The sequence below is a fragment of the Streptomyces sp. NPDC047072 genome (assembly GCF_040643855.1).
GTDB lineage: Bacteria > Actinomycetota > Actinomycetes > Streptomycetales > Streptomycetaceae > Streptomyces.
Window position 1 is genome coordinate 19,561 of sequence record NZ_JBEYVC010000070.1, and the last position, 22,092, is coordinate 41,652.

At 71.2% G+C, this 22,092-nt stretch carries 22 protein-coding genes; 14 read left to right on the forward strand and 8 right to left on the reverse strand.

Annotated elements, in window-relative coordinates; all coding sequences use genetic code 11:
* Nucleotides 1-85: 85 nt before the first annotated feature.
* Nucleotides 86-919 carry a helix-turn-helix transcriptional regulator gene (locus ABZ896_RS27065; protein ID WP_360934312.1) on the forward strand — a complete coding sequence of 278 codons (834 nt, stop codon included), beginning with the start codon at nucleotides 86-88 and terminating at the stop codon, nucleotides 917-919.
* A 3-nt stretch (nucleotides 920-922) separates the two neighbouring features.
* Here the strand turns inward: ABZ896_RS27065 and ABZ896_RS27070 are convergent, their stop codons facing one another.
* The 4 genes from ABZ896_RS27070 to ABZ896_RS27085 all read right to left on the reverse strand — a co-directional run bounded on the left by ABZ896_RS27070 (nucleotide 923) and on the right by ABZ896_RS27085 (nucleotide 4,301).
* A complete protein-coding gene (locus ABZ896_RS27070) occupies nucleotides 923-1,609 on the reverse strand; it encodes an SDR family oxidoreductase (protein WP_360934315.1) in 687 nt (228 codons plus the stop codon).
* Between the two features lie 143 nt (nucleotides 1,610-1,752).
* Nucleotides 1,753-2,922: an MFS transporter gene (locus ABZ896_RS27075; protein ID WP_360934399.1), complete on the reverse strand. Its 1,170-nt coding sequence runs from the start codon at nucleotides 2,920-2,922 to the stop codon at nucleotides 1,753-1,755.
* A 147-nt stretch (nucleotides 2,923-3,069) separates the two neighbouring features.
* On the reverse strand, nucleotides 3,070-3,618 hold the full coding sequence (locus ABZ896_RS27080) for a YciI family protein (RefSeq protein WP_360934318.1): 549 nt from the start codon (nucleotides 3,616-3,618) through the stop codon (nucleotides 3,070-3,072).
* Between the two features lie 50 nt (nucleotides 3,619-3,668).
* Entirely contained in the window at nucleotides 3,669-4,301 is a 633-nt protein-coding gene (locus ABZ896_RS27085; RefSeq protein ID WP_360934321.1) for a TetR/AcrR family transcriptional regulator, read from the reverse strand.
* A 102-nt stretch (nucleotides 4,302-4,403) separates the two neighbouring features.
* Here ABZ896_RS27085 and ABZ896_RS27090 point away from each other — a divergent pair, with 102 nt between their 5' ends.
* The 5 genes from ABZ896_RS27090 (at nucleotide 4,404) to ABZ896_RS27110 (ending at nucleotide 8,419) form a co-directional block, all read left to right on the forward strand.
* The gene (locus tag ABZ896_RS27090) at nucleotides 4,404-5,282 is read left to right on the forward strand and encodes an ABC transporter ATP-binding protein (protein WP_360934324.1); all 879 of its coding nucleotides are present in this window, start codon (nucleotides 4,404-4,406) and stop codon (nucleotides 5,280-5,282) included.
* Nucleotides 5,269-6,030 carry an ABC transporter permease gene (locus ABZ896_RS27095; protein WP_360934327.1) on the forward strand — a complete coding sequence of 254 codons (762 nt, stop codon included), beginning with the start codon at nucleotides 5,269-5,271 and terminating at the stop codon, nucleotides 6,028-6,030. Before ABZ896_RS27090 ends, ABZ896_RS27095 begins: the two co-directional genes overlap by 14 nt.
* 49 nt (nucleotides 6,031-6,079) lie before the next feature.
* A complete protein-coding gene (locus ABZ896_RS27100; RefSeq protein ID WP_360934330.1) occupies nucleotides 6,080-6,868 on the forward strand; it encodes a DUF899 domain-containing protein in 789 nt (262 codons plus the stop codon).
* A 30-nt stretch (nucleotides 6,869-6,898) separates the two neighbouring features.
* Nucleotides 6,899-7,588, forward strand: coding sequence for a 2-phosphosulfolactate phosphatase (locus ABZ896_RS27105; protein WP_360934333.1), 690 nt, complete (start codon nucleotides 6,899-6,901; stop codon nucleotides 7,586-7,588).
* A 66-nt stretch (nucleotides 7,589-7,654) separates the two neighbouring features.
* Complete coding sequence (locus ABZ896_RS27110; RefSeq protein WP_360934336.1) at nucleotides 7,655-8,419, forward strand: alpha/beta hydrolase; 765 nt, start codon at nucleotides 7,655-7,657, stop codon at nucleotides 8,417-8,419.
* Between the two features lie 12 nt (nucleotides 8,420-8,431).
* On the opposite strand, the gene ABZ896_RS27115 is transcribed toward ABZ896_RS27110, so the two are convergent.
* Nucleotides 8,432-9,211: an SDR family oxidoreductase gene (locus tag ABZ896_RS27115; RefSeq protein WP_360934339.1), complete on the reverse strand. Its 780-nt coding sequence runs from the start codon at nucleotides 9,209-9,211 to the stop codon at nucleotides 8,432-8,434.
* 239 nt (nucleotides 9,212-9,450) lie between these two features.
* On the opposite strand from ABZ896_RS27115, the gene ABZ896_RS27120 reads away from it, so the two are divergent.
* The 3 genes from ABZ896_RS27120 to ABZ896_RS27130 all read left to right on the forward strand — a co-directional run bounded on the left by ABZ896_RS27120 (nucleotide 9,451) and on the right by ABZ896_RS27130 (nucleotide 13,010).
* Nucleotides 9,451-10,320 (forward strand): MHYT domain-containing protein, encoded by an 870-nt coding sequence (locus ABZ896_RS27120; RefSeq protein WP_360934342.1) that lies wholly within the window; start codon nucleotides 9,451-9,453, stop codon nucleotides 10,318-10,320.
* 64 nt (nucleotides 10,321-10,384) lie between these two features.
* Nucleotides 10,385-11,899 carry a metallophosphoesterase gene (locus ABZ896_RS27125; protein ID WP_360934345.1) on the forward strand — a complete coding sequence of 505 codons (1,515 nt, stop codon included), beginning with the start codon at nucleotides 10,385-10,387 and terminating at the stop codon, nucleotides 11,897-11,899.
* A gap of 76 nt (nucleotides 11,900-11,975) precedes the next feature.
* Nucleotides 11,976-13,010 carry an LLM class flavin-dependent oxidoreductase gene (locus ABZ896_RS27130; protein ID WP_360934348.1) on the forward strand — a complete coding sequence of 345 codons (1,035 nt, stop codon included), beginning with the start codon at nucleotides 11,976-11,978 and terminating at the stop codon, nucleotides 13,008-13,010.
* Nucleotides 13,011-13,017: 7 nt separating this feature from the next.
* On the opposite strand, the gene ABZ896_RS27135 is transcribed toward ABZ896_RS27130, so the two are convergent.
* Nucleotides 13,018-13,983 carry a TauD/TfdA family dioxygenase gene (locus ABZ896_RS27135; RefSeq protein ID WP_360934351.1) on the reverse strand — a complete coding sequence of 322 codons (966 nt, stop codon included), beginning with the start codon at nucleotides 13,981-13,983 and terminating at the stop codon, nucleotides 13,018-13,020.
* Nucleotides 13,984-14,064: 81 nt separating this feature from the next.
* On the opposite strand from ABZ896_RS27135, the gene ABZ896_RS27140 reads away from it, so the two are divergent.
* Nucleotides 14,065-14,694 carry a hypothetical protein gene (locus ABZ896_RS27140; protein ID WP_360934354.1) on the forward strand — a complete coding sequence of 210 codons (630 nt, stop codon included), beginning with the start codon at nucleotides 14,065-14,067 and terminating at the stop codon, nucleotides 14,692-14,694.
* Here the strand turns inward: ABZ896_RS27140 and ABZ896_RS27145 are convergent.
* On the reverse strand, nucleotides 14,684-16,222 hold the full coding sequence (locus tag ABZ896_RS27145) for a glycoside hydrolase family 32 protein (RefSeq protein WP_360934357.1): 1,539 nt from the start codon (nucleotides 16,220-16,222) through the stop codon (nucleotides 14,684-14,686). The two genes, ABZ896_RS27140 and ABZ896_RS27145, sit on opposite strands and share 11 nt — an antisense overlap.
* Before the next feature lie 169 nt (nucleotides 16,223-16,391).
* Between ABZ896_RS27145 and ABZ896_RS27150 the strand changes: the two genes are divergently transcribed.
* Genes ABZ896_RS27150 through ABZ896_RS27165 form a run of 4 tightly spaced genes read left to right on the forward strand, consistent with a single transcriptional unit; the run spans nucleotide 16,392 to nucleotide 20,953 of the window.
* On the forward strand, nucleotides 16,392-17,801 hold the full coding sequence (locus ABZ896_RS27150; protein ID WP_360934360.1) for an extracellular solute-binding protein: 1,410 nt from the start codon (nucleotides 16,392-16,394) through the stop codon (nucleotides 17,799-17,801).
* Nucleotides 17,798-18,739: a sugar ABC transporter permease gene (locus tag ABZ896_RS27155; protein WP_360934363.1), complete on the forward strand. Its 942-nt coding sequence runs from the start codon at nucleotides 17,798-17,800 to the stop codon at nucleotides 18,737-18,739. The genes ABZ896_RS27150 and ABZ896_RS27155 overlap by 4 nt, the downstream gene beginning before the upstream one ends.
* Before the next feature lie 16 nt (nucleotides 18,740-18,755).
* Nucleotides 18,756-19,610 (forward strand): carbohydrate ABC transporter permease, encoded by an 855-nt coding sequence (locus ABZ896_RS27160; protein WP_360934366.1) that lies wholly within the window; start codon nucleotides 18,756-18,758, stop codon nucleotides 19,608-19,610.
* Nucleotides 19,607-20,953, forward strand: a complete 1,347-nt coding sequence (locus tag ABZ896_RS27165) for a glycoside hydrolase family 32 protein (protein ID WP_360934369.1) — start codon at nucleotides 19,607-19,609, stop codon at nucleotides 20,951-20,953. The genes ABZ896_RS27160 and ABZ896_RS27165 overlap by 4 nt, the downstream gene beginning before the upstream one ends.
* 69 nt (nucleotides 20,954-21,022) lie before the next feature.
* On the opposite strand, the gene ABZ896_RS27170 is transcribed toward ABZ896_RS27165, so the two are convergent.
* Entirely contained in the window at nucleotides 21,023-22,087 is a 1,065-nt protein-coding gene (locus ABZ896_RS27170; protein WP_360934372.1) for a LacI family DNA-binding transcriptional regulator, read from the reverse strand.
* Nucleotides 22,088-22,092 lie beyond the last annotated feature (5 nt).

A 22,092-nucleotide genomic window follows, 5' to 3' on the forward strand; every position in this document is an offset into this window, starting at 1 on the left:
TTCGATTAAAGCTTCGGCACACTACCCGGCCGGCAAGATCGGTTGGCCTAGAGTCTGGGGTGACCGAGCGGCCGGAGGTGGACGGATGACAACGCTGGACCGCAGGCGTGAGCTTGCCGAGTTCCTCCGCAGTCGGCGGGCGCGGCGCACGCCGGCGGAGGCGGGGCTGCCGTCCTTCGGGCGGCGGCGCACTCCCGGGCTGCGGCGTGAGGAGGTCGCGACGCTCGCCGGGGTGAGCATCACCTGGTACACGTGGCTGGAGCAGGCCCGCGACATCCGCGTCTCGCGCCAGATTCTCGGCAGCTTGGCCACCGCACTCGGACTTGATGAGGTCGAGTGCGCCCATCTGTTCCGGCTGGCCGATGAACCGCCTCCGAAGGGGGCGCCTTCGCGCGCCGAACTGCCGCCCCAGTACAAGCTGTTGCTCACCCACCTCGACCCGAACCCGGCCTTCGTCGTGAATCCGCGGTTCGACATCCTGGCCTGGAACCGCGGCTGCGAACTCCTCTACGGCGACCTGGGTGCCCTGCCCGCATCGCGGCGCAACGTGCTGTGGCTCACGTTCACCGCGCCCGAGGTGCGGGAGATGACCAGGGACTGGGAGACGGAGGCCGCGCTCACCGTCGCGCTGTTCCGCACCCAGGCGAACGAGGGCGTCCTGGCGCCCGAGATCACCGGGCTCGTCGCGGAACTCGCCGACGCCAGCCCCGACTTCGCCCGTCTGTGGCGACGCAAGGAGCTGGCGCCGTTCGTGCCCGAGGCCCGTACGATCGACCATCCACTGCTCGGTGAGGTCACCCTCGACTACGTGAAGCTGCACGTGGCGAACGACGACAAGACGCTGGTGTCGTACCTGCTGCCACCGGGCTCACCAGTGGAGAGCCAGTTCCTGAAGCTCATCCGGAATCCGGGTGGCTGAACGTCAGGCGACCGTGAACCCGCCGTCGACCGGGAGGACCGTGCCCGTCACGTAGTCGGCGCCGATGAGATAGGCGATCGCGTTCGCGACGTCGTCGGGCCGTCCGATCCGCTGGGCGGGAAGGTCCGCGGCCAGGGCGGTGAACTGAGCCGCACGCTGTTCTGCCGGCAGGAACGACCACCAGGGGGTGTCGACGGCCCCGGGGGCCACGGCGTTGACCCGCACCGGAGCCAGTTCGGCGGCGAGCGGGGACACGATCCGCTCGATCGCCCCGTTGACCGCGGCGAGCGCGACGCTGCCGGGCAGGGCGGCCCTCGCGGTGGCCGCGGAGATCATCGTGACCGAGCCGGTGACGTCGGCCTTCCGGATCGCGTGCAGGTACGGGAAGAGCTTGCCGTCGAAGGCGCCCCTGATGCCGGCCAGGCTCACGTCCTTGAGCGATCCGAGCCCGAGTGCGCCCGGGCTGAATGCCAGCACGAGATGGTCGATGGCGCCGGTCCGCTCGAAGAACTCCGTCACGTCCCTTTCCGAGGTGCCGTCGATCTGTTCGGCACCGGCCACCCGGTCCTTGGCTGCCGCCAGCTTCTCGGGGTCCCGTCCGGTCACGATCACCTCGGCGCCGGCGGCAGTCAGCCGCTCGGCTGCCGCCAGGCCGATCCCGGACGTCCCACCCATGATCACAACGCGCATCGCGTGCGTCTCCGATTCCGTAGATCCGTGTTCTGTTCGCCCCAAGCCTCGGGAATCCGGAGACAGTGATCCAGACACGCCTGATGCTGGTGGTCCGACCACCCCCCAGGTTCAGGGTCTCCTACTTGTGGAGGGCGGCGAGGTCACGGACGGTGGTGCCGCGGCGATGAACCGCCCGCCCCACGCGCCGCCACCGCCATGACGCCCACCGAGACGAGGGCGATCGCGGCGCCGACGTACAGCGGTGCCCTGTAACCGAGGCCTGAGGTCAGGGCGAGGCCGCCCAGCCACGCGCCGAGGGCGTTGCCGATGTTGGAGGCCGATACGTTCGCGCCGGCGGCCAGGGCGGCACCGTGGGCGTGGTCCGTGACGCGGGTGATCAGGCCGGGGACGCTCGCGAAGCCGGTCACGCCCAGTAGGAACACCAGGACCACCGACGCCACCGCGCTCCCGGCCAGCAGCCCGAACCCGGCCAGAGTCAGGGTCAGCGCGAGCAGCGACACGACCAGGGTTCGGTCGCGGTCCCGGTCCGCCGCACGTCCGCCGATCGCGTTTCCGACGACCAGGCCGACGCCGTACACCATGAGCAGCCAGGCGACGTCCGACGGGGCGAATCCGCCGACCTCCGTGAAGGTGTAGGCGAGGTAGCTGAACGCGCCGAACATCCCGCCGTAGCCGAGCGCGGTGGCCGTCAGCGTCAGCCAGACCTGCCGGGAGCGGAACGCTCGCACCTGTGCGCGCAGGCCGTACGAGGACACGGCACCAGCGGCCTGCCCGGGGACCAGGACGGCGATCCCGATGAACGCCAGCACCCCGACCCCGGTCACCGCCCAGAACGCCGCCCGCCACCCCCACCGCTCGCCCACCGACGCACCGAAGGGCACGCCCAGGACATTGGCGACCGTCAGCCCGGCGAACATCACCGCCACCGCACGGGACTTGCGCTCCGGCGAGACGAGGGCCCGGGCGACCAGCGAGCCGAGGCCGAAGAAGGAGCCGTGGCACAGGGCGGCGACGATCCGGCCGAGCAGCATCACCCGGTAGTCCGGGGCGACGGCGCAGAGCAGGTTGCCGACGACGAACAGTGCCAGCAGGCCGAGCAGGACCTGCTTGCGGGGCAGGCGGGCCGTCGCCGCTGTCAGCGCGATCGCGCCCACGGCCACACTCAGCGCGTATCCCGAGATCAGCCGGCCCGCCTCCGCCTCGGACACCGCGAAGCTCGCCGCCACCTGCGGCAGCAGTCCCGCGATGAGGAACTCGGTCAGCCCGATGCCGAAGCCGCCGAGGGCCAGGGCGATCAACCCGCCGGGCAGGCGCCGCCGTTCGACCGGCCGCGCCGAGCCGTCCGTCGTGTCCTTGCGCCCGGATTCGTCCATGGGCCGACCCTCACCCTCGGCGGCGAGGACGGTCCATGGACAAAGTTCGACGGCGCTTGGACGAAAGGGAATCGTCCCCGCTCCTCAGCGCCGCCCGCCGAACTCCCAGTCGTGGACCTCGATTTCCGCGTACCGGTCGGCGTCCAGGATCTCCCGTGCCGTTCCCCGGTCCGGCGCCCCGAGGAGGACGGCAGTACCCAGCCAGCTGTCGCCGTCGTCGGACAACAGCGGTCCGTAGGCGACGAGTTCGTCCCGCTCTGGCGGCAGGACGAGGTCCGCGATCTCCGCCACTCCCAGCCCGAGGACCATGTACCGCTGCCCCTCGGTCGGGCCGCCGGGGAAGTCCCACATCGTGCGCCCGAGCATGTTGCGCCAGCGACGCAGCAGCACGTCCCGGTACGCCCCCGCCTGGTAGTTGGGCTCGTCGAAGGCGAAGGCGCGGGCGGCCGCGGGATCGGGCAGGTCGACGATGTGCACGCTGCCCGTGGGGGTCTCACCGTCGTCGGCGAACGTGGGGCCTCGTGCGATCAACTCCGCCTCAAAGCGGTCCATGTAGGACCAGTGCTCCTCCACCAGCTTCTCGCGCAAGGGCAGGGAGCCGGGCCGGTCACGGTGGTAGCAGAAGAACTCCATGGCCAGGGAGCCTTCCGTATCCCGGGATCCGCGCTCAAGTCGGTTGTCGCTCAGCCCCGTTGCCGTGCCGCCGCCACGATCAGCCGCCGGATGTCCGCCAGGTCCGCCTCGAACTCCGCCGTGAGGTCCACCGGCAGATCCAGCCAGGCCGCGAGCCGGGCGTGGCCGGGCAGGTCCCCGTCCGGCAGCTGCCCACGGCGACCGCGCGGGTCTACCGGCCCGGGTGCGAAACGGCCCGACGCCTCCGACGCGGCGAAGCCGATCACGAACGTGCTGACCAGCCGCTCCAGTCGGGGCACGTCCGCCTCCGGCACCCCGGCGTCGATGAGGGCGACGTAGATGATGTCCACCGCCCGCACCGCGTCCGGTGTGACGGCGGGACGCGAGAACAGCAGGTGCGCGGCCCACGGGTGACGCTGCGTCACCTCCCGGCAGGCGTACGCCAGGGCGTTGAGCCGCTCCTCCCACGGCCGCTCCCGGACCTCGTCCGCCGGGAGCAGCGCGGAGAGCAGCCGCCCGACCATGCCGTCCAGCAGCGCGCCCTTGTCCTTGACGTGCCGGTACAGCGCCATCGGCGTCACGCCGACCCGCTCGGCCAGCGCCCGCATCGACACCGCCTTAAGGCCGCGCTCGTCGGCGAGGACCAGCGCCGCGTCGAGGATCTCTTCCCGTCTGCCACTCATGGGTCTACAGTGTAGACGTATACGGCGTAGACCCCAGTAGGCCTCAGTGGACATCAGAGGACATCAGAGGACCGGGACATCAGCGGACCCAAGGAGGGGCACATGCTCGTCGCGGAAGGACTGACGAAGTCCTACGGCCGCCGTCGCGCGCTGGACGGCTTCGACCTGTCGGTCGCGCCCGGCGAGATCGTCGGGCTGATCGGCCACAACGGCGCCGGGAAGACCACCTTCGTGGAGACGGTCACCGGGCTGGTGCGCCCGGACGCGGGCCGGATCCGCATCGGACCGTACGACGCCCTGCGCGCCGGCCGGGACGCGCGGCGGCTGCTGGGCGTGGCACCGCAGGAACTCGCCCTGTACGGCGGTGTCACGGTCCGGGAGAACCTGCGGCTGTTCGCCGGGCTGACCGGACTGCGCGGGCGGCGCCGGGACGTCGAGATCGCCCGCGTCCTGGAGGAGCTTCGGCTCACCGACCTCGCCGGCCGTCCCGTGGGCGTCCTGTCCGGCGGTCAGCGGCGGCGCGTCCAGGCGGCGACCGCGATGGTCGGTTCACCGCCGTTGCTCCTGCTCGACGAGCCGACCGCGGGGGCCGACCCGGAGACCCGCTCGGCCCTGCTGAGCGCCGTGAAGGCGCGCGCCGAGGCCGGTGCCGCCGTCGTCTACACCACCCACTACCTGCCGGAACTCGTCGACCTGGACGCCACGTTGGCGCTGGCCCGGGCCGGGCGGGTCATCGCGCGCGGCACCCAGGAGGAGCTGACACGCCGCCTCCCGGGCGAGCTCAGGGTCACGTTCGCCGACCCGGCCGAGCCCGAACTGCGCACCCCGACCACGGATCCCGGCGCCGACCTGGCGGCCCTGCTCGCCACGGGCCGTACGCCCGCCTCCGTGGACGTGCGCAGGCCGAGCCTGGACGACCTCTACCGATCCCTGGGGACCGCGGTGCCCGAGAAGCCGGAGGCCCCAGATGCCGTCGCGTGAGTCCGCCACCCGGCTGGGCGTGCTGATCCGCCACAACGCCCTGATCATGCTGCGCGAGCCGGGGCCACTGCTGAGCCGGATGATCCTCCCGCTCGTCTTCATGACCCTGCTGCGCCCGCTCTACGTCTCCGCCCAGGACCGCGTGTCCGGCACCGAGCAGGCGGTCGTCGGCACCCTCGTCACCTTCTCGTTGCTCGCGCTCAGCATCTCCGGCAACACGATCCTGACCGAGCGCCTCGGCCGCACCTGGGACCGGCTGCGCGGCACGCCCCTGCGCCCCGCCGAACTGCTCCTCGGCAAGGCGGTCCCGGTCTTCACGGCCATGCTGGCGCAGCAGTTGCTGATCGTCGGCTTCGGCGTGTGCGCCTTCGGACTCGCCGTTCCGCACCCCTTCCTGCTGCTGGGCGTCCTGCTCAGCTGGACGTGCACGCTGCTGGGACTCGGCGCCCTGCTCGGGGTGCTGGTCCGCTCCATGGGCGAGCTGTCGGCGGCGTACGACATCGGCGGCATGCTGCTCAGCAGCGTCGGCGGTGCGCTGGTGCCGCTGGCCGTGCTGCCGGCCTGGGTCTCGGACGTGGCCCCGGCCTCCCCCGGCTACTGGGCCGCCCACGGGATGCGCGCCGCCCTCTCGGGTGACACCCACGTCGCGGTGACGGCCTGCGCCACGCTCTTCGTGATGGCCCTGGCCTGCGGCGCCCTCGCCTCGGTACGGCTGAGGGGTCGCGGCGGGCGGCTCGTGGCCCTGTAGGCGCGCCGATTCCGGGTACCCGGCCGAGGGGCGAGTGGGGAGAAACGACATGACACGACTGCCCGAGGTGGTGTCGCGCGAGGAGTGGCTCCGCGGGCGCAAGGAACTGCTGGAGCAGGAGAAGGAGGTCACCCGGGCCCGCGACCGGGTCAACGCCGCCCGGCGGCGGCTGCCGATGGTCCGCGTCGAGAAGCCGTACCTCTTCCGGGGACCGGACGGGGAGATCGGGCTGCTCGAACTCTTCGAAGGGCGCCCCCAGTTGGTGGTGCACCACTTCATGTGGACGTACGACATCGACGCCGACGGCATCGAGCACCCCCGCGACACCGGGTGCCCGAGCTGCTCCACCGCGGCCGACCAGCTCGGCAACCTCCGCCGGCTGCACGTGCGGAACACGACCCTCGTCGCGGTGTCACGGGCGCCGTACGGGAAGATCGCGGCGTTCCGGGAGCGGATGGGGTGGTCGTTCCCCTGGTACTCCTCGGCGGGCGGCGACTTCAACTACGACTTCCACGCCACGGTCGACGAACGGGTGGCGCCGGTCCGGGTCTTCCACCGCGACGCCGAGGAGATGGCGGCGGCGGGCACCCCGTGGTCGCCGGACATGCGCGGCGACTGGCCGGGCATCAGCGCCTTCCTGCGCGTCGGCGACGAGGTCTTCCACACGTACTCCACGTTCGGCCGGGGCATCGAGGAGTTCCACAACGGCTATCCGCACCTCGACCTCACGGCGCTCGGCCGCCAGGAGGCATGGGAGGAGCCGAAGGACCGCGCCGTCCCGCTGGGACTCCAGGTCGGCGGCCCGGCCCTGCGCCTGCCTGACGCATACGATCTCTGAACTCCTGATCACTGTGGCAAGATCGGCCGGATGCGCTCACACTTCGCCGGGATCCCCGAGTTGACCCGTACCCCCTCCGTCGCGGTCGTCGTCGACGTCATGCGCGCGTTCACGGTGGCCGCGTGGGTCTTCGACCGGGGCGCCGAGAAGATCGTCCTGGCGTCCACGGCGGAGGAGGCCCTGGAACTGAAGCGGCGGCACCCGCAGTGGCTGACGCTCAAGGACGCACCGCCCTTCGACGGCTTCGACCTGGTCAATTCCCCCGCCATGATCGCGCCGGAGGATCTCACCGGCCGTACCGTCGTGCAGAAGACGATCGCGGGAACGGTGGGTGCGCTGGCCTTGACCGACGCCCGCCTGGTGCTGTGCGCGAGCTTCGTCGTGGCGGAGGCGACGGCGCGGTATCTGCGGGCCGACGGCACCGAGGAGGTGACGTTCGTGGTCACCGGGGAGGACGGGCGGGCCGAGGAGGACCGCGCGTGCGCCGAGTACATCGGGCGCCGATCCGGCACAGCCCCCGAGGCGGACGCAACGCCGTACCTCGACCGCGCCCGGACGTCCGGAGGGGCGGACCGCCTCACCCAGGGGGCCCGGCGCGGCGCCCCGGGCATCCACGCCGACGACGTCCGACTCTGCCTGGAACTCGACCGGTTCCCGTTCGCGATGGTCGCCGCCCGCGAGGGTTCGATGATGGTGCTGCGCCCGACAGCCTCCCCCTGACGATGAGTTCCGGCCCTCGGGCCGGTCTGCCTGGCATACGGCTCTCTCCGAACGGATGTGATTCCCATGCCGGCCCACTCCGCCCACGCCAAGGTCAACGGCCTGGAGATGTACTACGAGGTCCACGGCACCGACCGCCCGGGAACTCGCCCGCTGGTGCTGCTGCACGGTGGTGGGAACACCGTCGGCCTGTCCTTCGCCGCCGTCCTGCCCACGCTCGCCGCCGACCGGCTCGTGGTGGCCCCCGAACTCCAGGGACACGGACGTACCGCCGACATCGACCGCCCGCTGACGGTGCCTCTCCTCGCCTCCGACGTGATCGCCCTGCTCGACGAACTCGGCATCGAGCAGGCCGACTTGTTCGGGTTCAGCCTCGGCGGCCTCACCGCGCTGGAGGTCGCCGTACGGCATCCGGAGCGCGTCGGACGGCTCGTGACGGCCGCGGCCCCGTACACGCAGGACGGATTCCACGAGGACGTCCGCGTTCCGGACTACAGCTCGCCGCGACTGCCCACCCCCGCGGACTTCCAGGAGATGGCCGACGCCTACGCGGCCGTCGCCCCCGACCCCGGGCACTTCCAGGAGTTCCTCGCCAAGGTGTCCGAGGCCGCGCACGCGCCGCTGCCCTGGACCGCCGACGACCTGCGCGGCCTCCGGGCGCCCACGCTGGTGCTCGTCGGCGACAACGACTTCGTGACCGTCGAGCACGCCGCCGAGATGCACCGCCTGATCCCCGACTCCCGGCTGGCCGTCCTGCCCGGCACCACGCACCTGACCCTCATGCGGCGGACCTCCCTGGTGCTGCCGCTGCTGGGCGAGTTCCTCGCCTGAGACAGAACGGGGCTATGCGAAACCCCCGTTGCTCTTCAGCAGCTGCCCGTTGATCCACTGCCCTTCCGGCGAGCACAGGAAGTCGACCAGGTGGGCGGTGTCCTGCGGGGTGCCGAGGCGCCCGAGCGGGGTCGCGCGCAGGCAGTGCTCGCGGCCCTCGTCGGTCATCCAACCGGTGTCCACGGGACCGGGGTTGACGACGTTGCCGGTCACACGGAGATCGGCGAGTTCATGGGCGGCGGCCAGGGTGATGCGGTCCAGGGCGCCCTTGCTCGCCCCGTACGGCAGGTTGCCCACGGTGTGGTCGCTGGTGAGGCTGATGATGCGGCCGGTGCCCTGCTCCGCGTCGAAGCGGCGGCCGAACTCCCGGATGAGCAGCCAGGTGGCCCGCGCGTTCACCGCGAAGTGCCGGTCGAAGCTCTCGACCGTGGTGTCGAGCAGGCCGGAGTCGACCGACTCGCAGTGGCACATCACCAGCGCGGTCACGGACCCCAGCCGCCGCTCGACCTCGTCGAAGACCCGGGCCGGGGTGCCGGGGTCGGCGAGGTCGGCCTCGATCGCGGCCGTGGCCGCACCGAGACCGGTCAGCTCGCGGTCGATCGTCTCGGTCGCGCCGGGTTCCCTGCCCCAGGCCATGCGCTCGTCGTAGGGGTTCCAGTAGGTGAAGGCGATGTCCCATCCGGAGGCCGCGAGCCGCCGGGCGATGCCGGCGCCGATGCCGACGGTGCGGCCCACGCCGGTGAGGAGGGCCAGCGGGCGTACGGGGGAAGGAAGTTGCTCGGTACTGTTCACGGGCGGCGATCGTTCAGGATCCACAACCGGCCCTGCAACCGGTTTTCCTCAAAACCCTCAACTCTGCCACGCACGGCCTTCACATGGCGCCACCTGGCCGGAAGACGCCCTCTTGTGGCCCGAGTTCATCCACGCTATTCGAGAGTCCGCTGCTTACCAGCGGTAAGACCTTGATTTGAACGATCCTCAACAGTAACCCTTCCCCCACGATCAGCCATTGCTCTGGGGGGAGTTGGCGCATGGAAGGTACGGTCGACGGGTTCCGCTATGGGGCCGTGACACCGGTGGCCGCCTATCTGATGGCGTGCCTGGGAGGGGCTCTGGGGCTGCGCTGCATCGTGCGCACGCTGCTCAGCACACAGTCGTGGAAGGCGGGTTGGCTGGCGCTCGGCGCCGCCGCCATCGGCTGCGGCATCTGGACGATGCACTTCATCGCGATGATCGGATTCCAGGTCGTGGAGACCCGGATCCGCTACGACGTGGGGCTCACGGTGCTCAGCCTCGCCGTCGCCATCGTGGTCGTCGGCATCGGCGTGTTCATCGTCGGTTACCGCGGCGCGAGCCCACTGAACCTGTCCTTCGCGGGCGTGGTCACGGGGCTCGGCGTGGCGGCCATGCACTACCTGGGCATGGCGGCGATGCACCTCAACGGCACGGTCCGCTACGACACGACGGTCGTGGCGCTCTCCGTGCTGATCGCGATCGTCGCCGCGACCGCCGCGCTGTGGGCTGCGGTGACGATCCGGGGCTTCCTGACGAGCCTCGGGGCGAGCCTGGTCATGGGCGTCGCCGTGTCCGGGATGCACTACACGGGTATGGCCGCGGTCAGCGTCCATGTGCACGGCCGGGTCGGCGGGACGTGGGCGGGCGACACCCCGACCTCGTTGCTGCTGCCCATGCTGATCGGACCGGTGATCTTCCTGGTGCTGGCCGGTGTGGTCGTCATGTTCGACCCACTGCTCGTGCTGGGCGACGGCGACTGGAACAGGAAGACCGAACCGGCACCGGCCGTCCCGGCCCAGCCCGACTCGGTCTTCGAGAGCCGTTCGATCACCGCCCGCGCACCGCAGGATCCGCACTGGGTGGCACGGCAGAGCCCGCAGCGATAGGAGGCCGGGCCGGGAGGCACGTCCCCCCTCTCGGCCCGACCTAGATCGTTGTTACGGTGCACCGGTGTCTGAATCCTCACGCGATACCGCCGAAGGCGCCGGCTGGGGCGCGTCCCAACTCGGCCAGTACAAGGGGCTGATGCCGGCCGAGGTCGAGAAGATCTCGTGGCTGAACCCGCAGCTCCTGTGGGCCGCCCGCAACGGCGTGGTGGCCTCCTGGTTCGGCGACCCCACGGGCCGTACCCGAAGCCGGTGGGTGGCCCAGCGCGCGGCGGCGGGCGCACCGGCCGACAAGGTGATCCGGCGCGCCGACCCGGAGCGGTTCTCGTTCATGGTGATCGGCGACACCGGCGAGGGCGACGACCCTCAATACGCCGTGGTGCCGGGCTTTCTGAAGGTGAGTCAGGACACCCGGTTCGCGGTTCTCGCCAGTGACGTCATCTACCCGGTGGGCAGCGCGGACGACTACGGCACGAAGTTCTTCCGTCCCTACCAGGACTATCCGGCGCCGATCTACGCGATACCCGGCAACCACGACTGGTACGAGGACCTCGGCGGTTTCATGCGCGTCTTCTGCGACGACGCCCCGCCCCTGGACCCAGAACCCGCCCCACGCCCCCTCACGAAGTCCTGGCTGCGCTCTCTCCTGTGGCATCGCCCGAACCCCGCGGACGGTCAACGCCTCGACCGGGCACGGCAGTTGCGCTCCGCCGCGGCCCAACGGGCCGTGCAGCCGGGCCCGTACTGGGCCGTGGACGCCGGCCCGCTGCGGATCATCGGCATCGACACGGGCCTGCTCGGCACCCTCGACGCCGAGCAGGGCGCCTGGCTGCGCGAGGTCTCCCGCGGCCCCCGCCCCAAGATCCTGATCACCGGCTCACCGCTGTACGTGGACGGCGAGCACCACCCCTGCCCGATCGACGGCGGCGGCACCGTCGACGCCATCGTCCGCGACCCGGAGCACCACTTCGTCGCGTCGATAGGCGGCGACATCCACAACTACCAGCGCTATCCGGTGCAGGTGGACGGGCGCACCCTCCAGTACGTCGTCTCGGGCGGCGGCGGGGCGTTCATGCACGCCACCCACACCATCCCGCGCGTCTCCGTCGCGGACGTCCACGAGAAGGACTTCCGCTGCTACCCGCTGCGCGGCGACTCGCTGGCCTTCTACAGCCGCCTCTACGGCCGCCGTCTGCACCTGCGCCGCTTCTTCACCCTCACCGAGGCGGAGGCCACGGCGGTCATCGCCGAACGCCTCGGTATTCCCCCGACCCGTACCCCTGGGCAACCGGCCCGCGTCACCTGGCGCACCCGCCTGGTCGCCGGTCTCCTCGGCGCGGGCGGCCGACCGGACCGCACCTCGCGCTTCCGCCTCCCGGTCCGCAAGATCTACACACAGCTGTTCTCGCCCGGCTCGGCGACGTACAGCCCGCCGTTCTTCAAGTGCTTCCTGCGCCTGGACGTCACCCCGGAGGCGGTGCGGCTGCGCTGCTACGCGGCCACCGGGAACCTCGCCCAGGAGCTCGACCCGCCGGTCGAGGACGAGGTGATCATCCCCCTGACCGCCGGCCTGACCTGAGACGGGAACAGGGCGGGCGGCGGCCGGGTTGGCACAGCCGTACTACTTGATCGCTCAAGCACCCTCGGAGGAGCCCGTGCCGTCCACCCCCCGCCCCCTGCGCAAGCTGGGCTTTCTGACCATCGGCCTGTTCGACGAGGCGGATCCGCGGCGCGGCCACGAGTCCACGCTGGAGATCATCGAGCTGGGCGAGCGGCTCGGGTTCGACAGCGCGTGGCTGCGGCACCGGCATCTCCAGTACGGCATCTCGTCCCCGGTGGCGGTCCTCGCGGCCGCCTCGCAGCGCACCAGCCGGATCGAGTTCGGCACGGCGGTCACCCCGCTGGGCTGGGAGAACCCGCTGCGCCTCGCCGAGGACCTGGCGACCGTGGACGTGCTGAGCGGCGGGCGCCTGAACCCGGGGGTGAGCGTGGGCCCGCCGATGCACTTCGACGAAGTCAAGGGGGCGCTGTACCCGGACACCGCAGAGGCCGAGGACTTCTCCTACGAGCGGGTGCGGCGGCTGCTGGACCTGGTGCGGGGCGAGACGGCCTCCGACTTCAGCGGGGTACAGGGCTTCGAGGTGTTCTCCCATCGCGTGCAGCCGCACTCCCCCGGTCTGGGCCGGCGGATGTGGTACGGCGGCGGCAGCCTGAGTTCGGCGCGCTGGGCCGGTGAGCACGGCATGAACTTCCTGACCAGCAGTGTCGTCAAGGCGGAGAGCCCAGAGGGGCCGTACGACTTCGCCGAGATCCAGCTGTCGCACATCCGCGCCTTCCGCGCCGCCCATCCGGACGGGGAGCAGGCCCGGGTCTCCCAGGGCCTGGTCGTCATCCCGACCGACTCCGCCTCCGCCTCCGCCGACCAGCGGGCGCGGTACGAGGAGTACGCGGCCAAGCGCACCCCTCGTACGGCCGCCCCGCAGGGTCCGGCGCGGATGATGTTCGCGCCGGACATCGTCGGGACGTCCGACGAGATCGCCGAGCGGCTGCACGCGCACGCCGCGTTCCGCGAGGTGGACGAGGTGGCGTTCGCGCTGCCGTTCACCTTCGGGCACGAGGACTACGTGCAGATCCTCACCGACATGGCGACGAAGCTGGGTCCGGCGCTGGGCTGGAAGCCGAGCGTCTAGGCGCGGGTCACCAGCGGCCGGGTTCCGTCCCGACGATCGGCTCGGACGGCTTGCCGTCCAGCCCGACCGGGACGTCCCCGGCCAGCATCACCCGGTGCATGGTCCGCGGGAAGCCGAGGTGGGCGTTGTCGCTGGGGGCCAGGTGGATGGTGGCCCGGTTGTCCCAGAAGGCCACGCTGCCGGGCTCCCAGCGGAAGCGGACCGTGTACTCGGGCCGTACCGCCTGGTCGAGGAGCATGTCCAGGATCGCCCGGCTCTCGGCGCGGGAGAGGCCGTCGATCTGCTCGACGTAGTAGCCGTTGACGTAGAGGATCCGCTCCCCCGTCTCGGGGTGGACCCGCACCAGCGGGTGCAGCGAGGCGACCTGGTGGTCCAGCAGGTGGCGTACGTAGGCGTCGTCGCCGGGGCGGGGCTGGTAGCCGACGCCGAGCCGGTGCTCCACCCGCAGCCCGTCGACGAACTCCCTTACGGGGCTTGAGAGTCCGGCGTAGGCGGCGGCGAGATTCGACCAGGTCGTGTCGCCGCCGTACGGCGGGACGGTCTCCGCGCGCAGGATCGTCGCGGCCGGCGGGTCGACGCGGGCGCCGTGGTCGCAGTGCCAGCCGCGCAGCAATGTGTGCCGGCGGCGCTGGAGCCACTCCTCGTGCTCCATGCCGAACTTCCCGCCCAGCTCCAGCCGGTCGGCGGTCGTCTCGACCTCCGGGAAGCCGGGCGGCGAGGCGCTGCCGCGCTTGCGCAGGACGACCGGCTCACCGAACCGGCGGGCGAAGGCCACGTGCCCGGTGTGGTCGAGCCTCTGCCCGCGGAAGAACACCACCTTCCAGCGCAGTACGGCGGCCCGGATCGCGGCGACCACCGAGTCGTCGAGGTCACCGGCCAGGTCAACCCCGGTGATCTCGGCACCGATGTGCCCGGCCACCGGGTTCACCTCGATGCCCGCGTCCCGCTCCGCCGTGTCCTTGTCCGTCGTCATGCGTGCTCCGTCGATCGTCGGCAGTACCAGTCCGAAAGTCCGCACCCCGCGGGGCACGTCACCCGTGGTTGACTGCCCAGCGTGGCCGCTTCCTCAACTCCCCAGGACCCCAGTGCCTTCGTACGGCGCCTGCCCACGGGTGAACGGCTGCCCATGCCGGCCGAGTCGGTGGCCGACTGGGAGACCTTCCCCTTCGAGGGCGACGACCTCCGCGTCAAGCCGCTGAGGCCGCCCGTCCTCCCCGAGCCCGCCCGCGCCGGCGAGCACGGACCCGAGGAGTGCCGCACCTGCAACAGGCCACTGTCAGAGGCACTTTGGGCGGACGACCACTGGCGCCTGGACCCGGTCGGCACCGAGTCCAGGCTCCCCGCGGTCGTCCTGCTGCAACCCCGCGGCCACTACGACCTCTCCGGCCTCCCCGCCGAGCGCACGGCCGAACTGGGCCCCCTGCTCCAGCGCGCGGAGCGGGCCGTGCTCGGCCTCGACGGGATCGCCCGCGTCCATGTGAACCGCTGGGGCGACGGCTCCGCCCACCTGCACTTCTGGCTGCTGGCCCGCCCGGCGGGGCTGATGCAGCTGCGCGGCACGTTCCTGGCGGTGTGGGAGGAACTCCTGCCGCCGCTCCCCGACGCGGAACGGCGGCACAACCACCGTCTGATCGCCGCCGCGCTGGCCGCGGAGGGCGGCACGGCCTACGCCCTCAGACCGTGAACTCCCTGATCACCACGTTCTCGAACAGCGCCGTTCCCTCGATCGAGAACAGCGCGATCCCGGTGTCGATCAGGTAGGGGAACGCCGCCGACGAGTGCACGTAGCGGCCGTCGTCGACGAACATCTCGACCGACGTCCGATCGACGAGGATCCGCAGCTTCACGCGGTTCCCCGAGAACGGGCTGTGGCTCTCCTGCCAGCGCGCCGTGGGGTCCGGGTTCACCGTGCCTCGGCGGTTGAGGAAGGCGTAGTCGTTGTAGATCCCGGCGTCGATGTGCCGGCCCCCGTCCGGGGAGCGGCGCACCTGCACGCCCGCGCCCAGGAGTTGGCTCCAGCTGATCTCACAGCTCAGCTCGTAGGCGACGCCCTTGTAGTCGAGGACACGCGTGCCGGTGACCGACAGGTCTCCGAGGTCGACCGCGCGGGAGACGTGGGCGTCCAGGGCGGCCACCGGCTGCGAGGCGAGGTAGTACGCGCCGGAGGAGGTCCGCTTCAGCGTCACCTCGCGGACGATCGAGTCGGTGCCGTTGAAGCCGTCGCAGTCGATCGTGGGCGTCGTCCCGGAGTAGTCCCAGTTGTTCAGCCACCCGATCGCGTACCGCGCGCTCGCGTCGAGGGTGCCGCCCGCGTCCCGCTTCTCGAAGGTGACGGCCCCATACCAGTCCCAGCCGTGGTCGAGCCACTGCGGATCGGCGGAGTCGGCCGTGAAGGCCGTACCGTCGAAGGAGCCCGTCCAGTAGGCGTACGTGTTCGGCAGCCCCGAGCCCTTGCCGTTCGCGCTCACCCCCAGCACCCACTTCGCGGTGCCGTCCGCGGCCACGATCCGGAACAGGTCGGGGCACTCCAGCACCCCGATCCCGCCCTTGACGAAGCCGCCGACGTACGTCCACGCCTTCAGGTCCGTCGAGTGGTAGAAGCCGACCTTGTCGTTCTCGGCCAGCGCCATCACCCACCGGCCCCGCTCCTCGTCCCGGATCACCTTGGGGTCCCGGAAGTCGCGCACGCCGGGGTTCGCCAGCACCGGGGCAGTGCCGTAGTTGGTGAAGGTACGGCCCCGGTCCGTGGAGTAGTACAGGTACTGCGCCTGGGCGGTGTCCCCGTCGCCCGGTGACATCGTGGCGAGGACGACCACCGCGCCCGCGCCGAAGCCCGCCGTGTTGCCGGTGTCGACCACCGCCGAACCCGACCAGACGTCTCCGTTCGCCGTCGTGTTCTTGGGTACGGCGACTCCCCGGTCCGTGAAGGAGACCAGGTCGGAGCTGGTGGCGAGGCGCCAGGCGGTGCCGACGACACCGGTCGTGTAGTCGGCGTTGTAGAGGTAGTAGTAGTGGTACTCGCCGTCGATCCAGACCGGCCGCTGGGGGTCGTTCTTCCACTGGTCGGGGACCGTGAAGTGGTATCCGGCGCGGTAACTCGCGCAGGTGGCGGCCACTGCGGGCTTGGCCTCGGCCGGCCCCGCGGGCAGTAACACGGCCGCCGTCCCAGCGGCCGACCCGGCGAACAGCGCTCTCCTGGAGATCCCACCCATCACACATCGTTCCTCTCGTCGAAACGGCGGCTCATGTGTCTCTTGTGGACCAGGACTGTGGGACCTAACTCGTTAAAGGTCAAGTGGTTACGGGCCTTGACACCCCCGCACCCCGCTTCCCATCATCTGGGGCATCAGACTCTGGCTAACACGAGTTAGGCCCTGTTGGATGACCGACTCGCACTTCACCCGCCGCACCTTGATGCGGTACGGCGCCTATGGCGCGGGCGCCGCCGCGCTCGCCGGTACCGCCGCCAGTTGGGACCGGCTCACCGGAGCCGACATCCCCGGTCGCGACGACGGTTCGCTCGTCGTCGCCACCCTCGGCCCCGCCTACGGTCCCGAGGCGATCCGTACCCTCACCGAGGGCTTCAAGAAGGTCCATCCCGACATCAAGGTGCGGATCAACGCGGTGCAGGCCGTGGACTGGTCGGACTTCTTCGCGAAGATCCTCACCCAGATCGCCGCGGGCACCGCGCCCGACCTCGTCTATGTCGCAACCGAAGGCGTCCAGTTGTTCGCCCAGCGCCTCGGGGTCGCGCTCGACAAGTGGGTGAAGCGGGACGCGGCCGAGCTGCGCGAGTACTTCGCCGACGTCCACCCGTCCCTGGTGGAGTCGATGATGTACGAGGGGAGCCTCTACCAGCTGCCGGTCGAGTTCAACGCGGCCGACATGTACCTCAACAGCCAGGTGTTGAAGCGGGCGGGCGCGGACTTCCCGGCCGCCGACTGGACCCGCGACGACTTCACCGCCCTGCTGCGGGACATGAAGAGGTCCAGCGGGTCGCAGTTCACCCCGTACTTCTGGACGAACCGGCTGTGGGGCGGGGTGGTCCCCTGGCTCTTCGCCAACGGCACCAACCTGCTCACCGAGTCCAAGGCCCCGGGCGGCGCCTGGCTGTGGGACTCCTTCTACCCGGCCGACCGACGGGCGGGCCGCGGGGGCGGGTTCAGGTGGACGACCCCGCAGGCGACCGACGCGCACGTCGAGGAGGCGTACGACTATCTCGCCTCCCTCATCCAGGAGGACCTGTGCACCCGCCCCGAGGGCGGCAACGGCCAGAACCTCATCGGCGTGTTCTCCACCGGCCGGGTCGGCGTGACCCCGGCGGGCGGCTTCTGGGCGGGCGGGCTACAGCAGGCGGGCATGAAGGACGGCAGCTTCGACGTGCAGTACTTCCCCCGCTGGCGCACCCAGCGCATGCAGTACGGCGCCGCCGGTTACGCGCTGCTGCGCACGTCCAAGAAACAGGAAGAGGCCTGGGAGTTCATCAAGTACGCGGCGCGCAGGGACACCCTGATGCGGCTCTTCGAGACCAACCAGACCACCCCGGCCCGCCGTTCGATGCTCACGGCCGACCGCTACCGCGCGTCCGGCCCGCGCCACTGGCAGGTCTTCTACGACACCCTCGACAGGTTCCCCGACACCGGGCCGATCCCGGCGCCGCCGCAGGTCGCCGAGGTCGAGCAGGTGCTGCTCAAGCACACCGGGACCGCGCTGGCCTCCCGGCGCTCGGTGGGGCCCGCGCTGCGCAGGATGCAGAGCGATCTGGAGAAGGCCATGGAGCGTGAGGTATGACGCAGACATCCGTACGGCCGAGGGCAGTTGCTCCGGTCACGGTCCCCGTGAAGCCGTCCGCCCGGGAGCGCGGCACCCGGCTGCTGGCCGCCCTCTTCCTGGCACCGACGATCGTCGGCATCGTCGTGTTCACGGTCGTCCCGATCGTCGGCTCGCTCGTCCTGAGCCTCTTCCACTGGAACGTGATCGACTCCCCGAGCTATGCCGGGATCGCCAACTACCGTGAGATGTTCGGCGATTCGACGGTCCTGGTGTCCTTCCGCAACACGCTGGTGTTCATGGTGTTCGCGGTCGCGCTCCAGCTGCTGATCGCACTCGTCCTGGCGATCGTGGTGAACGGGCGGATGCCCGGCTGGCTGCGCTCGCTGTTCCGGTCGGCGTTCTTCTTCCCGCTGGTGCTCTCGGCGGCGTCGATCTCGGTGGTGATGAAGTACCTGTTCAACCAGGACTTCGGGGTCGTCAACTGGCTCATCGGGCTGGTCGGGATCGCCCCGGTGCCGTGGCTGACCTCGGAGAACTCGGCGATGGCGACGATCGTCATCGTCTACGTGTGGCAGCAGTTCGGCTTCTCGTTCCTGCTGTTCGTCGGCGGGCTCAACAACATCCCGAAGGAGATCCACGAGGCCGCCTCCCTCGACGGGGCGACCGGGCTGCGCAAGCACCTGCACGTCACGCTCCCGCTGCTCTCGCCGACCCTGCTCGTCGCGACCGTCGTCGGGGTCATCAACGCGCTCCAGGTCTTCGAGCAACCGTACGTCCTGACCGACGGCGGGCCCGGCGACTCCACCCGCACCGTCGTGATGGTCATCTACGAGACCGCCTTCGAGCAGCTGCGCTTCGGCGAGGCGTCCGCGGTGGGCGTGCTGCTGTTCCTGCTGATCATGGCGGTCACCGCCGTCCAGTTCCGGCTCAGCCGGCGTTTCGTCCACTACGAGTGAGCCGGGTGAACCTCCCATGAGCCAAGCCACGTTGACACTGAACCGCGCGCGCCACTCCCTCGCGCCCTGGGGGCGGATCGCCGGGCTGGCCCTGTGCGCCCTGCTGACCCTCGGTCCGGTGATCTGGACTGTCTCCACCTCGCTGCGCACCCCGGCCGAGTCCTTCGACCTGCCGCCGAAGATCATCCCGACGAGCCCGACCGTGGACGCCTACCGCGGGGTGTTCGACCAGATCGACGTGTGGCTGCTGGCGTGGAACTCCGCGCTGGTGACGGCGCTGATCGCGGTAGGGCAGATGATCACGGCGGGGCTTGCCGGCTACGCCTTCGCGCGCCTCGAATTCCGTTTCAAGAAGCCGCTGTTCGGGCTGGTCCTGGCCACCATGATGGTGCCGCTCCAGGTCACGATCGTGCCGGTGTTCCTGGTCCTGAAGTCGATGGGCCTGACCGACACCCTGCTCGGCCTGATCATCCCCGCGTTCCCGACCGCCTTCGGCACCTTCCTGATGCGCCAGTATTTCCTGGGCATGCCGAAGGATCTCGGCGAGGCGGCCATGCTGGACGGCGCGGGCCCCTGGCGGACCTTTCGCTCGGTCTACGCCCCGCTGGCCACGCCGGGCCTCGCGATCGTCGGGGTCCTGGCCTTCAACTACCACTGGAACGAGTTCTTCCGGCCTCTGATCCTGGAGACCTCCGGCCAGAACTACACGCTCCCCCTCGGCCTGGTCTCCCTCCAGGGCAACCTCGGCACCGGCTCCATCTCGGTGGTCCTCGCCGGTGTCGTCCTGTCCATGCTCCCTGCCGTCGCCGTCTTCCTCGTCGGCCAGCGCCCTCTGCGCGAGGGCATCACCTCCGCAGGAGTCAACCGTTGAGCAACGACCCCAACGCGCCCCGTTTCCGGGTCCGTCCACCGGCGAACTGGGTCAACGACCCCAACGGGCCGTTCCGTTGGCGGGGCCGCCACCACCTCTTCTACCAGCACAACCCGGACGCTCCCGTCCACGCGAACGTCCACTGGGGCCATGCCTCCAGCCCCGACCTGGCCCACTGGGACCACCATCCCGTCGCCCTCACCCCCACCCCCGGCGGCCCCGACGAGGCGGGCTGCTGGTCGGGCTGCGTGGTCGACGACGACGGCGTGCCGACCGCGGTGTACTCCGGAGTCGACCGGGCCCACACCGGCCTGAGTTCGATCTGCCTGGCCGTGGCCGAGGACGACGACCTCCTGGAGTGGAAGCCGGTCCCGGAACCGGTGGTCTCCGGCCCACCGCCCGGCCTGGACGTGACGATGTTCCGCGACCCGTTCGTCTTCCGCTTCGGCGGACGGCGCTGGGCGCTCGTGGGAGCCGGACACGCGGACGGCACACCGTCCGTCCTCGTCTACGACTGCGAGGACCTCTACGACTGGCGGTTCGCCGGAATCTTCCTGGACGGCCACGACCCGGTGACGGCCGAGGCGTTCGGCACCGGGGCGACGGGCTGGGAGTGCCCGCAGCTGGGTGAGACGGCGAGCGGTGAGTGGATCCTGGCGGTGGCCCTGTGGGACGGCGACCCGCAGGGCACCGCGTATGTCACCGGCAGGCCGGTCCAACTCCCGGGCGGCACACTGACGTTCGCCACCCGTCACGCCGACCGTCTCGACCTGGGCCGGGACTTCTACGCCCCGTCCATCCTCCAGGAGACGGACCGGGTCCTGCTGTGGGGCTGGTCGTGGGAGGCCCGCTCGCAGGAGGAGGTGGACCGGGCGGGCTGGGCCGGAGTCCTGACGGCACCGCGCGTGCTGGACGTGCACGAGGACGGCTCGCTACGGGTCGTACCCGCGCCGGAGCTCCAACTGCTGCGGAACGGCGAGCCATTGATCCCCGGCCCGCTCCCGTCGTCGTACGACCTGACGGTCACCGCCCGCTCCCCCGCCACCGTGAGCCTGCTGCGGAGCGCCTCGGGCGCCGAACTCACGGTGTCCCTGGACCCGGCGGCGGGGACGGTCACCCTGGACCGCTGCGGCTGGCCCAGGTCCCGCGCCGACGGTTCCGCGCCCCTCGTGCTGCGGGCGACCGGAGACACGGTGCGGATCCTGGTCGACGGCTCCCTGCTCGAACTCTTCGCCGGGGAACGGGCGATGGTGACCGAGCGGGTGTACCGGCGGCCGGACGACACCGCCGAACTGGCCGTGACGGGCGAGGCGGTGCAGGTGACGGGCCGGGCCCTGGGATGAGCTCCGACGGGCCGGTCCCTGGGGTGAACTCCCCAGCCGCCGGGAACGCCCCCGGCCGGTGAGGCGGCCTCACCCCACGGGCGCCGGTCCCACCGACCCCCGGCCGACCACCGGACAGCCGACGCGGCGCACGGTCGCCGGTGGGGTACGGCCCGTGTCGATGGCGTCCAGGAGGAGGCGGGTCGCCGTCTCCCCCATCGCCCGGTGCGGCAGGGCGACCGTGGTGAGGGGCGGGGTGAGGAAGGCCGCCATGTGCTCCTGGTCGTCGTAGCCCACGACGGACAGGTCGGCCGGGACGGCGATCCGGAGGCGGGTCGCGGCGTGCAGGGCGCCCGCCGCGACCCGGTCGTTGTAACAGAACACCCCGGTGGGGCGCCGGTCGGCGGGGACGCCGTCCAGGACCCGCATCGCGCCCTCGAAGCCGCTGGAGATCTCGCCCCCGGTGCGCACGACCCACTCCTTCGGCACGGTGATCCCCTCGGCGCGCAACGCGTCCCGGAAGCCGCGCAGCCGTTCCACCGAGGCGATGTCGTCCTGGCCCCCGACCAGCGCGATCCGGCGGTGCCCCTGGTCGAGGAGGAGCCTGGCCGCCGTACGGCCGCCCGCGCGCTCCGCGGGAATCACCGCCGGCAGGGAGTCGTCCTCGGGGAGGCAGTTGGCGAGGACGGAGTGGGTGCGGTGCAGGCCCTCCGGGACGCGGACCCGTCGTAGCGACATGGCGGCGTAGATGATGCCGTCCACCCGCCGGTCCAGGAGCTCGGCGACGGCCGCGTCCTCCTTGGCGCGGTCGCCGCCGGAGTCGACGGTGACGACGAGGTGGTCGCTGTCCCAGGCGGTCTCCATCGCGCCGCGCAGCAGCCGGCCCGCGAAGGGCGAGGAGGCGATCTCGTCGGTGACCAGGCCGATCACGGCCGTACGGCGGCGGCGCAGACCGCGGGCGACGGGATCGGGCCGGTAGCCCAGCTCGGTGGCCGCCCGGCGGATGCGTTCCTGGGTGGCGGGTGAGAGGTTGCCCTCGGCGCGGCCGTTGAAGACGAAGGAGACCGCGGTGTGGGACACCCCGGCGAGCCGGGCGACATCCCGTGACGTGGGGCGTCCGGGGCCCGCGGGCCGCTTCTCCTCGGTGCCGTCCATGCCGT

Coding starts and splice junctions, on each gene's coding strand:
- ABZ896_RS27155 (WP_360934363.1), top strand. CDS start 17,798: ATGACGCAGACATCCGTACGGCCGAGGGCAGTTGCTCCGGTCACGGTC.
- ABZ896_RS27150 (WP_360934360.1), top strand. CDS start 16,392: ATGACCGACTCGCACTTCACCCGCCGCACCTTGATGCGGTACGGCGCC.
- ABZ896_RS27160 (WP_360934366.1), top strand. CDS start 18,756: ATGAGCCAAGCCACGTTGACACTGAACCGCGCGCGCCACTCCCTCGCG.
- ABZ896_RS27110 (WP_360934336.1), top strand. CDS start 7,655: ATGCCGGCCCACTCCGCCCACGCCAAGGTCAACGGCCTGGAGATGTAC.
- ABZ896_RS27070 (WP_360934315.1), bottom strand. CDS start 1,609: ATGCGCGTTGTGATCATGGGTGGGACGTCCGGGATCGGCCTGGCGGCA.
- ABZ896_RS27090 (WP_360934324.1), top strand. CDS start 4,404: ATGCTCGTCGCGGAAGGACTGACGAAGTCCTACGGCCGCCGTCGCGCG.
- ABZ896_RS27135 (WP_360934351.1), bottom strand. CDS start 13,983: ATGACGACGGACAAGGACACGGCGGAGCGGGACGCGGGCATCGAGGTG.
- ABZ896_RS27120 (WP_360934342.1), top strand. CDS start 9,451: ATGGAAGGTACGGTCGACGGGTTCCGCTATGGGGCCGTGACACCGGTG.
- ABZ896_RS27095 (WP_360934327.1), top strand. CDS start 5,269: ATGCCGTCGCGTGAGTCCGCCACCCGGCTGGGCGTGCTGATCCGCCAC.
- ABZ896_RS27080 (WP_360934318.1), bottom strand. CDS start 3,618: ATGGAGTTCTTCTGCTACCACCGTGACCGGCCCGGCTCCCTGCCCTTG.
- ABZ896_RS27105 (WP_360934333.1), top strand. CDS start 6,899: ATGCGCTCACACTTCGCCGGGATCCCCGAGTTGACCCGTACCCCCTCC.
- ABZ896_RS27170 (WP_360934372.1), bottom strand. CDS start 22,087: ATGGACGGCACCGAGGAGAAGCGGCCCGCGGGCCCCGGACGCCCCACG.
- ABZ896_RS27100 (WP_360934330.1), top strand. CDS start 6,080: ATGACACGACTGCCCGAGGTGGTGTCGCGCGAGGAGTGGCTCCGCGGG.
- ABZ896_RS27065 (WP_360934312.1), top strand. CDS start 86: ATGACAACGCTGGACCGCAGGCGTGAGCTTGCCGAGTTCCTCCGCAGT.
- ABZ896_RS27145 (WP_360934357.1), bottom strand. CDS start 16,222: ATGGGTGGGATCTCCAGGAGAGCGCTGTTCGCCGGGTCGGCCGCTGGG.
- ABZ896_RS27085 (WP_360934321.1), bottom strand. CDS start 4,301: ATGAGTGGCAGACGGGAAGAGATCCTCGACGCGGCGCTGGTCCTCGCC.